The organism is Polaromonas sp. P1_F4 (assembly GCF_056405675.1).
Map to the genome: position 1 here is coordinate 161,324 of NZ_JBFUBP010000007.1, position 12,439 is coordinate 173,762.

At 64.2% G+C, this 12,439-nt stretch carries 8 protein-coding genes; 2 read left to right on the forward strand and 6 right to left on the reverse strand.

What is annotated here, in order from left to right:
- Positions 1–56 precede the first annotated feature (56 nt).
- Both AC1DYQ_RS15605 and mltA read right to left on the reverse strand, forming a co-directional pair.
- A complete protein-coding gene (locus AC1DYQ_RS15605; RefSeq protein ID WP_477687520.1) occupies positions 57–395 on the reverse strand; it encodes a hypothetical protein in 339 nt (112 codons plus the stop codon).
- 35 nt (positions 396–430) lie between these two features.
- Positions 431–1,543 carry a murein transglycosylase A gene (gene mltA / locus AC1DYQ_RS15610; protein WP_477687521.1) on the reverse strand — a complete coding sequence of 371 codons (1,113 nt, stop codon included), beginning with the start codon at positions 1,541–1,543 and terminating at the stop codon, positions 431–433.
- Between mltA and AC1DYQ_RS15615 the strand changes: the two genes are divergently transcribed.
- Entirely contained in the window at positions 1,542–1,769 is a 228-nt protein-coding gene (locus tag AC1DYQ_RS15615) for a hypothetical protein (protein ID WP_477687522.1), read from the forward strand. The genes mltA and AC1DYQ_RS15615 overlap by 2 nt on opposite strands.
- 18 nt (positions 1,770–1,787) lie before the next feature.
- Here the strand turns inward: AC1DYQ_RS15615 and AC1DYQ_RS15620 are convergent, their stop codons facing one another.
- From AC1DYQ_RS15620 to AC1DYQ_RS15635, 4 genes are read right to left on the reverse strand one after another with little or no spacing between them, the layout of a single operon-like run.
- Complete coding sequence (locus AC1DYQ_RS15620) at positions 1,788–2,414, reverse strand: response regulator transcription factor (protein ID WP_477687523.1); 627 nt, start codon at positions 2,412–2,414, stop codon at positions 1,788–1,790.
- A 10-nt stretch (positions 2,415–2,424) separates the two neighbouring features.
- The gene (locus AC1DYQ_RS15625; protein ID WP_477687524.1) at positions 2,425–4,518 is read right to left on the reverse strand and encodes a two-component system sensor histidine kinase NtrB; all 2,094 of its coding nucleotides are present in this window, start codon (positions 4,516–4,518) and stop codon (positions 2,425–2,427) included.
- 10 nt (positions 4,519–4,528) lie between these two features.
- On the reverse strand, positions 4,529–5,335 hold the full coding sequence (locus tag AC1DYQ_RS15630; protein WP_477687525.1) for a carbon-nitrogen hydrolase family protein: 807 nt from the start codon (positions 5,333–5,335) through the stop codon (positions 4,529–4,531).
- A gap of 2 nt (positions 5,336–5,337) precedes the next feature.
- Positions 5,338–9,543, reverse strand: a complete 4,206-nt coding sequence (locus AC1DYQ_RS15635) for a YhdP family protein (RefSeq protein WP_477687526.1) — start codon at positions 9,541–9,543, stop codon at positions 5,338–5,340.
- Between the two features lie 73 nt (positions 9,544–9,616).
- On the opposite strand from AC1DYQ_RS15635, the gene glnE reads away from it, so the two are divergent.
- Positions 9,617–12,439, forward strand: a complete 2,823-nt coding sequence (glnE, locus tag AC1DYQ_RS15640) for a bifunctional [glutamate--ammonia ligase]-adenylyl-L-tyrosine phosphorylase/[glutamate--ammonia-ligase] adenylyltransferase (protein WP_477687527.1) — start codon at positions 9,617–9,619, stop codon at positions 12,437–12,439.

The window sequence follows — 12,439 nt, forward strand, 5'->3', positions numbered from 1 at the left end:
CTGGCATGGCTGGGCGGCGCGACAACGCCGGGAGGGTTTTGAGCGACTCCGGGGAGTCAGTCGCGCACGCAGCGCGCGACCAGCGGCAGCAGCGGATAACGCAGCACCGCCTCGCGGCCGCTGGCGCCCAGGCCAAACTCGGCGCGTATGCGCGGATTGCTGTACACCGTCTGCTGCGCACCCTGGCCGCCTGCGTCGCGAAACAGCAGGTCCGAGCCGCCGGCGCTATCCAGCACGGCGGTGTCGTCCACAAACTTCACCTTGAAGTCAGCGCCGTGTTCGCAGCGGTACTGCGCGGCAAACGAAGGCCCGCCACCCGCCGCGCAGGCTGCCAGCACAAGCGCTCCGGTCACCGCTACAAAGCCCATCCCGGTCCGGGTCGACAGTTGTTTCATGGAATCTCCTTCAGCTTGCCCAACGTTTCGAGCACTCACTTCGGCCAGAGCACCCAGAGCCGCAGCGGCTGGTTGACACGTGCCGCCAGCAGGCCGGCTTCGGGGCCGGTTCCGGCAAAGTAGTCGGCCCTGACCGCACCCACGATGGCGCTGCCGGTGTCCTGTGCCAGCACCAGCTTCTGCAGGTTGGCCGCGCCGCCGCGGGACGCCAGCCACACCGGCGTGCCGTAGGGAATGCTTCCCGGGTCAACTGCAATCGAGCGGCCCGGTGTCAGCGCCACGCCCTGCGCACCCTTGGGCCCAAAGGCGGTATCCAGTTCACTCAGGGGCTGCTCCTGGAAAAAAGTGTAGCGCGGGTTGCTCCAGAGCATTTGCTGGGCGCGCTGCGGATTTTTCGCAACCCATGCCTTGGTGGACTCCACCCAGGGCGCCGTCATGCGGCCTTCGCCCTGCTCCAGCAGCCACTGGGTCACGCTGCGAAACGGCTGCTCGTTCGTGCCTGCGTAGGCCACGCGCACGACACGCTGCGAGCCGTCGGCTTCCGTGATGTTCAGCCGGCCCGAGCCTTGTATGTGCAGCGACATCGCCTCAACCGGGTCGGCCAGCCAGGCGATCTCGCGGCCGCGCAGCGCGGCTTTGGCTTCGGCAAGGGTATCGATTTCCTGCCGCGAGAACCACGGTTTGCGGCTGCCCAGCGATGCGGGAGGGCGGTACAGCGGCACCTCGTAGCCCGCAACAGGCTGGCGGCTGGCCCTGAGCACAGGCTCGTAGTAACTGGTCAGCAGCCCCTCGGCAACGCCTTGCAGGCTCTCCACCCGGTAGGGCTGCAGCCGCCTGACCATCCAGTTGCGCTGCTCATCGGCAGGCGCAATGCTGAGGCGCCGGATCTCGCCGCACAGGGGCGCAAAACCTGGGCCGGGACGCTCGCAGCTCTTGAGCCAGGCGTTCCAGGCCTCAAACAGCGCGTCTTCTTCGAAGCCGGGCAACTCGGCCCAGCGGACCGCGACCCAGCGGCTTTTCCCCTGCACCATGGGCGCGGGCAATGGGCCGGTATCGCCGGCGCGGACGCCCGGGGCTGTGGGCTCGCCCGCCGGGACGGTCGAAGGCGGCCGGGGCGGGCTTGCGCAGGAAGCGAGCAGCGCCACCATGGCGATAATTGGGACAAGCCGCAATGAGCGCATTGACGGCAGCACAGGCATCGAAGCCTTTTTTGAAATCCAAGGAAATGTCATGGCCCTACTTTTGCTCGAAGCCCTGGGGGCGTTGCTGCTGCTGGTGTTCATTGTGTGGTGGACGATGTTTTCGGGCCGCAAAAATGGCGAGTTGAAGGAACCAGTCCATTCAGAGACTCCTGCCGAGCCCGGAAAAGAATAAGCCGGCGCCGCGCCGCAGCTACAGGTTGCGCAGCAGATTGGCCAGTTCCACAGCCGACTTGACACCCATTTTGTCAAAAACCCGGGCACGGTGGACCTCCACCGTGCGCACACTGATGTCAAGCTGGTCCGCCACCAGCTTGTTGGGCAACCCACCCACCACCAGTTTCATCACATCGCGCTCCCGGTCCGTCAAGCCGTCAAGCCGGGCTTGCAGGCCGGTCGACTCGCTGTGCTGCGCCAGTGCCCCGGCGGAATGGTTCAGCGCCTGTTCAATGCGGTCTACCAACGCGTTGTCTGAAAAGGGCTTTTCGCAAAAATCAAAAGCGCCGCGCTTGACCGCGTCGACCGCCGTGGGAACGTCCGCATGGCCCGTCAAAAAGATCACCGGCAGCGTGGGCAGCAAGCCGTAAGCAATCAGTTTCTCGAACATGGCCAGGCCGCTCAGGCCCGCCATGCGTACATCCAGCAGCACGCAGGAAGGCGACTTGACAGCGAAGTGCTGTGACACGCGCGCATCAAACGCCTCGGCACTGTCGAAGGTTTCGCTCAACAGGCGGCGCGAGCGCAGCAGCCAGGCCAGCGCGTCGCGCACGCTGGCATCGTCGTCGACGATATAAACCGTGGCATTTTGAATGGGTTCCATGCTGTGTCCTTCAGGCTGTAGGCGCACCTGCATCATGCGGCAGCGCCGCCGGCAGGGTGAAACTGAAAATCGTACCCCGCGGCTGGCCGGGCTCAAACCCCAGGAAGCCGCCGTGCTGCTCAATCACCGTGCGGCACAGGCTCAGGCCCAGCCCCATGCCCTCTTCCTTGGTGGTGAAAAATGGCGTGAAGAGCTGCTCGGCCACTTCACTGGGAATGCCTTCACCGCAATCCGTCACCGAAAATTCCACCCAGCGGCTCTGCGCGTTCGATGCGGCCGGACGGATACGCAGCGTCAGCACTTTTTCCCGCGAAGCCGCCTCCGCCGCCCCGCCTTCATGTGTCACAGCCTGCATGGCCTGCATGCCGTTGCGCGAGAGGTTGAGAAGCACTTGCTCAACCATGGTGCGGTCACACAGCACGGGCGTGCAGGTCTCGTCGACCTCGATCACCACGCGCACGCCGAGCTTGCGTGCCTGAAGGGTCACCAGCGGCATGATGGCGTCCAGCAGGGCGCGAGGCTGCACGGCTTCGCGCACCTGATCGCGGCGCCTCACGAAGTCATGCACGCTCTTGATGACCTTTCCCGCGCGTTCAGCCTGCTCTGCAATGCGGCGCATGGCCAGCTGCAAATCTTCCGACAACGGCGCCACCGCTGAGCTGGCGTTCGCTGCCAGCGGCTTGTCATGGTCCATGCCGTCCTGCAGCAGGTTGAGCGAGCCGGTGGCGTAGCTTGAAATGGCGGCCAGCGGCTGGTTGAGTTCGTGGCTGAGCAGCGAGGCCATCTCGCCAACCATCGCCAGCCGTGCGGTGGCCTGCAGGCGGTCCTGGCTGGCACGGGAAAGCTCTTCCACCCGGCGCTGTTCACTGACGTCCAGAATCGCGCTCATCCAGCCGGTGTGCTTGCCCACGGCATTGATCAGCGGGGCCTCCATGATCAGCACCGGGAACCGCGTGCCATCGCGCCGCATGAACACCGACTCGTGGCCCTCCCTGGGCAGGCTGTTGCCCGCCAGCCGGATTTCCTGGCGCTGCTGGTACACGCCGGCCAGTTCGGGTGGCCAGTAGGGTGAGGGAAAGCTCTGGTTGAGCAGGTCCTTGGCGTCCACGCCAACCATCTTGCAAAACGCCGGGTTCACGTAAGTGATGCGCCCTTGCAGGTCGCGCGCGCGCAGGCCGGTCAGCACAGAGTCCTCCATGGCCTTGCGAAAAGCCAGGGCTTCGCCGAGGTCATGCTCGACTTTCAGCCTGCGTCGCATATCCCTTGCGAGGAGGTACAGCACGGCAAGCAGCGCCAGTGACATGGCGGTTACCAGCGCGGTGAGCACATTGGGGAAAAGGGCCGGCGTGCCCAGCCGGCTTTCCATCCTGACCACCAGCGTATTGCCGGGCAGGTCCAGCAGCTGTTGCGCAATATAAATCCGGCTGCCGCGCGAAGGCACGCCTTGCAGGGCCAGGCGCGTGCCGTCCGCTTCGGTAAAAGACAGACCGATGCCCCGGGCGAGCTGGCGGCCAACCAGTTCCCCCAGAATGTCCTGCAGCGAATAGGTGACCACGCTATAGCCCGTGAGTCGCCCCGCCACCACGACGGGCAGGCACATGTCGAGCACTTCCAGGCCCAGGCCATCGCGCTGCGGCATGAAATAACTGATGGAGTAAGCCGCACCGCTCAGGCGCCGGGCCGTGGTGCAGGTCAGGCCCACGTCGGTTTGCAAACTGCCCCGCCCGAGCCGCTCGAACACCGAGGTGCGATAGGGCGTCTCCACAAACCCGAGCACATCGAGCGCTTCGTTGCGCCATTCAAGCCGCATGATTTCACGGCGCTCGCGAAGCAGCTCAGCGGCGGATGAATGCCACGGCTCCGGCGTGCGGTCGCTGGACTGCAGCGCCTGCAAGGTCTGGATATTGCGCGTCAGCCCCGAGCGGATGTCTGTTACGGCTTCCGCTGCGTCATGCTCCAGCCGGCTTTGCACCATGCTGGACTCATAACGTCCCGCCAGCCACACCAGAATGCCCAGCAGCGCCACCAGCAGCGCCACCAGCAGCGCCCACAGGGACCAGCGCTTGCTGGCGCGGCTGACGCCGTTTGCAAACGGAAGCCTCACGCGGCCGGCCTCATAGGAAACGATGGTTCAATGCAGGCAAACGGCTTCGCACACCTTCCGTGTGAGTGCTGGAGATTTCACCCAGAACAACGCCTGCGCCTTCAGCCTGCTGAGCCATCACCTCACCCCAGGGATCCACCAGCATGCTGTGGCCCCAGGTACGGCGGCCGTTTTCATGCGTGCCGCCCTGCGCCGCCGCAATGACATAGGCCTGGTTTTCAATGGCGCGTGCACGCAGCAGCACTTCCCAATGCGCCTGCCCGGTGATGTAGGTAAACGCGCTGGGCACCAGCAGCACATCGGCCTTCAGCGCGCGGTAAAGCTCCGGGAAACGCAGGTCATAACAAATGCTCATGCCGACAGCGTAGACATGGCCATCGCGGGAAGCCAGATCAAACCGGACGGGCTGCGCGCCGGGCTCCAGCACACGCGTCTCGTCATAGTCTTCCTTTCCCTGCGCAAAGCGAAAAAGATGGATCTTGTCGTACCGCGCGATGCATTGACCCGTCGGCGCATAGGCCAGCGAACAGTTGCGCGCGCGCGCCGGATCAGACGTGGCCATGGGCAGCGTGCCGCCCACGATCCACAAGCCGAGCTCACGCGCCGACCGGCCCAGGAAGTCCTGTATCAAGCCCGTTCCGACGCTCTCCTGGACTTTCAGCTTGTCGGTGTCTTTGAAGCCCATGATGCAGAAATACTCCGGCAGCACGGCCAGTTCGGCGCCCTGGGCCGCAGCCTGCTCAAGCAGGCTGCGGGCTGCGGCAAGGTTGTCCTGCACGCGCGCACCTGAGACCATCTGGATGGCAGCTATCTTCATGGTTACCGAACCTCCTGAACAGGCTCTGCTGCAGCCTGTGCCTTGCGATCCACCTTGATGATTTTCGGGTCAGACCAGGTTCCTTCAATGTGGAATTCCTGGGTCGCCGCCTGCATCAAAGGCCTGCGCAGGAACATCTGGGCAAGGAAGCTGCCCAGGCCGATGGCCGGATTGATGACTGTGGCAATCAGGGAAGCCGTACCGGCATTGATTTCCGGCACCACGACCGCCTTGATGTTCTGCGTCTCCTTGGCAATATCGGCACTGCCTTCCATCAGCACGGCCGCATTCACGCCCTTCATCTGCAGGTTGTTGGTATAGGCAACGCCCTGGTTGATATTGATGTCGCCGCGGACAAAGTCAAAGGCAAAGCCTTCGGAAAAAACGTCCCGAAAATCCAGGGTCAGCCGCCTGGGCAAAGACTGCAGGCTCAGCACGCCCAGCAGTTTTGTGATGCCCGGGTCAGCCTTGACAAACTGCCCCGACTCCACGTTGACGTTGAACTGTCCGCTCATGCTGGGATAGTCCAGGCTGAGAGGTGACCCCATCCACGCGACCTGCCCCTCCAGCTTGCCCTTGCCGCGGCGAATGACCTCACCCATGCCAAAGCGCTTGAGCAGCTCACCCGAATCGGCGATGTCCAGCTTGAAATTCATCACGGTGCGGCGGCGCTCGGCAGCCGCGCGCGCGGCACGCGGCGCATTTGCCACAACGCTCTGGGCATTGATCGCCACCCAGTTGCCCGTTGCCGTCAGCACCGCCTCGGGAAGGATCACATTGAACTTGTTCAGGCGCCATTCGCGCACGCCCTCGCGGGCCGCGGCAGACGCTCCGCGGTTGACGGCGTCGATCTCGACCCGCCCCAGTTTTTTGCCGCGCAGTTCCAGGTCTTCCACCACGATGTCCAGGGCAGGGATGCTGGCAGGCTGCTCGTTCAGGATTGCTTCCACGTCACTGGCCGTACCTGGCGCCAGGCTCAAACGGGAAAGCCGCGCATAGACCCGCCCGGCGCCTATGCCGCCAGGCTGCCGGAATTCGACATATCCATTGAGCTCCGACGCGTCGATATTTGCACGCCATGTCAGGCCTTCACGGGAGCCGCCCACCACCACGTTGTTCAGCTTGCGCCCTTCAACCACCAGCTCCTTTGCGCGAATGGCCATCGAGGTCGGCAGATAAGTCAGGGACGCGTTCGCGGCGGCCCGATTGGTCGCCGCAGTGGCAGCCACCGGCGGAGGTGTCTGGAGCGCGCTGCCGGAAGAAGAATCTGCCAGTATTTTTTGCCAGGCATCGAGGTCCACGTGGGCCAGGTTGATATTGGCCGCCACACCGGCCTCCTGCACAGGCACTGTCTCCCCCGGCTCAAGTCCGACGCCAATTCCGCCCCGTATCACACGAGGTTCGCTGCCGCTGACGTCGCGCACATACATGATGGACGCTACACGGCCGATGGTCACCGACAGCTGGTCCTCCAGCTTTTGCCCTGGCCCCATGGAGGTCGGCAAAAGCGAATTCTCAAACCGCAGCGGCAATGCCGCTTCCGCTGTCTTGCTCAGGGGCGCGGGCAGGTTAAGCGCCATGCCTTGCAGGCTGCTGGCGACAACCAGCTCAGGCACGCCACGGCGAAAACCCAATGAGGCGGTGTAGGCAGTGCTGCCCGTGGCATTTTGGGCCATGCGCGAAAGCGCGCCGAGCTCCCTGGCCTGGCGCAACCCTTCAGCGGTGACAACGCCTTGCGCCTTGAATGCCACCAGGCTTTCCGGCTCTGCATTGCCGGGTGATCGCGCCTGCACCCGCGTGCCACCGTCAAAACGGACGTCGCCGCCAAGCAGCCGTGCCTGAGCACCTGTCACGGTGAAACCGCGTTCGCTCACGGTCACAACGCCCTTGAGTTTTGTCAGCGCTGGGGTATCCAGGCCAAATTGCAGGTCATTGCCGGGCAGCGTGACGGTACCGTCCACCCGGGACTTATCGATGGTGTGGATAGGCAAGTCCAGCCGGAACCGGTATTCGCCCGACCCGGCCGCAACCGCTTTGGCCAGCACATGGCTGGTCATGCCGGCAACCGGGGACTGGTTGACGAACCCCAGCGCATCAGCAAGCGGCCCCTTGAGGTGTGTGTTCACCTCGACAGTGGTGTCATGTGTCAGGTCAGGGATACGCGCATTACCCTTGACCAGCTGCAAACCCGGCAGGCCATTGACCTTGCCGGTGACGTCGTTGACCTCAAGTGCCGCATGGTTAAACACCAGTTCGCCGTTGAGTTCCGTCAAGGCCGGCCACCCCGCCGCTCCGGCCGGTTGTATGGATTTGGGCACATAGGCATAGTGCCCGTTCCGCACCTTGGCGGTCACCCGGAAGTCCCCTTGCGCCGGGTTGGTGAAAGGCAATTGCGCCAGCGGCCCCTTGACCTTGAACTTCACGTCGCTGACCTGGCCTTGCACGACCGCGTCACGCACATAGTGGCGCACCCGGTCCGGCAATACCAGCGGCAAATAACGGTGTACCCGCTCGCCATCACCGCGGCTCAAAACGCCCTGCAGATCCAGCACACCCGGGAATCTGGGGTCTGCTGCATCTGCAGCATGCGGCTTGCTGGAAACCACATCGTCGGTATGCCATGCGGCTTGCGCTTCTCCCTGCGCGTCGGCATTGGCAAATCGCAGGTTGTTCAGCTGCGCTTCGATTTTCCGGCCCGCAAACTTCCATTGCGTCTCGGCGGAAAGCTGGTCAAACGGCACCAGCGAATCCTCAAACACGCCCGGCAGGTCGAGCGAGCCGTTGAGTATCTTGACCCCGGCCCGTCCACCCGCTTGCGTCAGGTCAAAGTCAATGGTGGCGCCACTGATTCCCGGCCTGCCAGGCTTGGGATGCACTGACGCTGGGCTGGGCGGCGCGGGCAGGGCAGCAATACTCAGCCCGGCGACGCGCCCTTTTGCGGCGTAGGCGGCAGGGGCATCCAGCGGTCCCTGCCAGCGGGCCTCAACGCTTTCGACCAGCCCCTTCGGGGCAAATGAAGCGATCAGCCCATGGACGGGAGCATCAAGCGGCAGGCGATTGGCAATCTGTGCGAGCGCTGCAAGATCGAGCTTGTCGGCCTTGAGTTCGGTGTGCTGCGCAACGCCGGCCTCGTCCCCTGTGTGCACCAGCGCCACATTGCCACCTGGCCACTGCAGGCCGTCGCGGGTACGAAAGCGCAGGCCTTCGGTATTGAAATCAAAACCATTGGTACGCTGGCCGCCACCCACACGCCCGGCGACAAAATCAAAGGCCAAAGGCTGCAGCTTGGCACCCAGGCGGGCATCTACATCCTGCAGTGCCACATCGGCCGTGCCGCCGGTCACCCGGCCTTGGGAAATATCTGCCCATGCGCGAAGCGCGCCATTCCCGCGTGTCAGCTCAATGCCCAGTGCGTCCAGGTTGAGGTACGGCTTGATGCGGGACGCATCCACCCGGTCGAACCCGGCAAATAGCTGGCCTGTCCAGGCATCAAAATCACCGGCGCTGCTTGACAACAGCGCTTGGCGGAAGATGCCCCGGACAGTGAAACGGTCACCCCATTCTGCGGGGGGTGTGGCATCCAGGCGCATGAGGTGGCGCCGCCGCGTATTGCGCATCACCCAGTCGACCTGCGTCAACGCCAAGGGTGGTGCCGGATTCATTTCATCTGTCCAGCGCACGGTGCCGCCTCGCATGACAAACTCGGTCTGCGAGAAGAACCAGTCCGCAGCGGCGCTCTCGCCGGCCGCCCGGTCCTGCGAAACATCGAGGCCGCCGACATAGATCTTTCCGTCAGCGGTTCGCCGTATGTCCAGCTCGGGCTTGTCGATATAAAGCTGCTCGAAGCCCAACCCCCAGATCGAAGAAGCGGACAGGGCGCCGAGAATCACCGGCAGCCGCAGGGCCTCGCGCCCCTGGGCGTCGAGCAGGGTCACGTCGCGCAACTCGAACGAAGGAATCATCCCCTGGGAATGTGCGGTGATTCCGCCAATGCGAACAGGCACCCCCAAAGCCTTGCTGGCCTCTATTTCCAGGCGCGGACGGAACTCCCCGATTCGCGGCACAATCCAGCCATGCAGCACGAACCAGGTCAGGCCAAAGAGCACCCAGGCCGTGGCAACAAGCCACAGCAACACGCGCAGGGTAAGAGCAAGCCATCGCAGTCGTTGCGGCGGCGGGGTAGGCAGGCTGGGGATCGTTGGCTCCATTGACATGAGAATTATGACCGCCGGGGCCAGCGTTCGCCCGGCAGTGAACCATGAAGTTTTGTGAAGTAGTGTGATGACCGTCGCCCAAACCGCCTGCCCTGATACCTTACTCGCCGCCGGGCCGGCCGCGTCGGACTATTCACGGTTCGTCCAGCGCATCCGCCGCCGCTACGCCGATCAACTCTTCCTCCTGCCTGCGGGCGCCCCCGTGCGCGCCGCCATGCAGGTCGCGCTGGACGCGCTGCTGGCGCAGGGCATGGCGACAGGCGCGGCGCTTCGGGTGCTTCGCCAGCTGGTCATGGAAAGACTGGTGGTGCTCGACTGTGACGGTGCCCTCGAAAGCCAGGCCCCACTTGCCGTGGTGACCTGCGCCATGACCGAGCTGGCCGAGCTGGCCCTGGATGTCGCCATGCGCGAGTCGGGCGCCGAACTTGACGGGCTGCATGGCGCACCGCAAGGCCCCGACGGGGAGCGCGCCCGGATGTGGGTCGTGGGCATGGGCAAGCTGGGTGCGCGCGAACTCAACGTTTCCAGCGACATCGACCTCGTCTATGTCTACGACCACGACGGCGAAACCCGGGGGCGCAGCGATGGCCGCGGGCAGATATCCAACCACGAGTACTTCGCGCACCAGGTCAAAGCCGTCTTCAGCCTGATTGGTGATGCCACGGAGCATGGTTTTGTGTTTCGGGTGGACCTGGCGCTCCGGCCCAACGGAAGCTCCGGGCCGGCGGCCACTTCACTGAGCGCGCTTGAGGAGTATTTCCAGGCACAGGGTCGTGAATGGGAACGCTTTGCCTGGCTCAAGAGCCGGGTGGTGGCGCCGCTTGAATGCGTGCAGGACGGCTCGGCGCAGGCCCTGCGCGGCTCCGTGCTGCCCTTCGTCTTCAGGCGCTACCTTGACTACAACGTCTTCGATGCGCTGCGCACCTTGCACCGGCAAATCCGCGAGCATGCCGCCAAGCGCTGCGCCGGCCACCCGGAGCGGGCCAACGACGTGAAGATGTCGCGCGGCGGCATTCGCGAAATTGAATTCACCGTGCAATTGCTCCAGGTGGTGCGCGGCGGACAGTTTCCCGAGTTGCGCACCCGCCCCACGGTCGACGCCCTGCAGCGCGTGGCACGCGCGGGCCTGATGTTGCAGGAAACCGCCGATGCGCTGGCGCGGGCCTATGATTTTCTTCGCCGGGTGGAGCATCGCATCCAGTACCTCGATGATCAGCAGACCCACGTCCTGCCGACACGCGATGACGACCTGGCATGGATCGCGGAAACGCTGGGCTACAGCAATTGCTGCCTTTTCCTCAGCGAACTGGACACCCACCGGGAGCTGGTGGCCGGGGAATTCGACAAATTGCTGGGCGGCAAGCCCGACTGCAAAGGCTGCGGCAAAACGGCCAAGGCGGCGCCGCAGCAGCTCGAAGACCTGCTGGAGCAATTGTCGGAACAGTGGCCGGAACAGTTTCGCGCGCGCCTGACACTGTGGCGCCAGCACCCGCGGGTGCTGGCCTTGCGCGAAGACTCCCGGGCGAGGTTGACACGGCTGGTGCAACGCACAGCCGCCTGGCTGGCGGAAGGCGCAGTCACCGAAGAAGCAGCCGTACGCATCATCGACTGGATAGAACCGCTCCTGAGGCGGGAGAGCTACCTGGCACTGCTGCTGGAGCGCCCTGCGGTGCATGAGCGCCTGCTGCGCCTGCTGGGGGCCGCCAAATGGCCCGCGCGCTACCTGCTGCAGCACCCCGGCGTTATTGATGAACTGGCCAGCGACGAGCTGCTCAAGGAACGCTTTGACGGCACAGCCTTCGCGCGTGACCTGCAACAGCGGCTGGCCGCGCTCAGGAGCACGGGCGAGGACGACGAGGAAACCTGCCTGAACCTGCTACGCCGCGCCCACCATGCGGAAGTGTTTCGCACCCTGGCACGCGACCTGGAAGGCGTACTTACGGTCGAGCAGGTGGCCGACGATCTGACGGCTCTCGCCGAAGCGGTGCTGAGCATCACCACCGACTGGTGCTGGCAACGCCTCAAAAACCGGCACCGTGAAACACCGCAGTTCGCCATCATTGCCTACGGCAAACTGGGCGGCAAAGAACTGGGTTACGGCAGCGATCTCGACATCGTGTTCGTCTATGAGGACGACGATGAGCGGGCGCCCGAAGTCTATGCGGCGTTTGTGCGCAAGCTGATCAACTGGCTTACCATCAAGACCGGCGAAGGCGACCTGTTTGAAATCGACACCGCCTTGCGGCCCAATGGCAATTCAGGCCTGCTGGTCACCAGTTTTGAGGCCTATACCCGCTACCAGCAGCAGCGTGGCAGCAATACCGCCTGGACCTGGGAACACCAGGCCATGACACGTGCGCGCTTCGTGCTGGGTGACGAGTCGCTGCGCCTGCGGTTTGACGAGGTCCGGCAGACCGTCATCACCGCCCCGCGCGACATCGTTGCGCTTCGCAACGAAATTGTGGCCATGCGCGAAAAGGTTCGCGACGCCCATCCGGTCAAAAGCCTCCACGCAACGCCAAACCCCACAGGCGGATCCGTCTCAGGCCCGCCTCCGCTCAAGGCTGAAAAATTTGACGTCAAGCACAGCGCGGGCGGCATGGTGGACGCCGAGTTCGCCGTGCAGTTCCTGGTGCTTTCCCAATCAGCCCGGCACCCGGAATTGAGGGACAACGTCGGCAACATCTCGCTCCTGCAACGCGCAGAAACGGCCGGCCTGCTGCCGGCCGGCGTCGGCCAGCGGGCGGCAAGCGCCTACCGCGAACTGCGGCGTGTCCAGCACCGCGCACGCCTCAACGAAGAACCCACCCAGGTCAACCCGCCTGCGCTTGAGGCAGAGCGCGGCGCGATCCAGCAACTGTGGGTTGCCACTTTTAGATCAAACAATTGA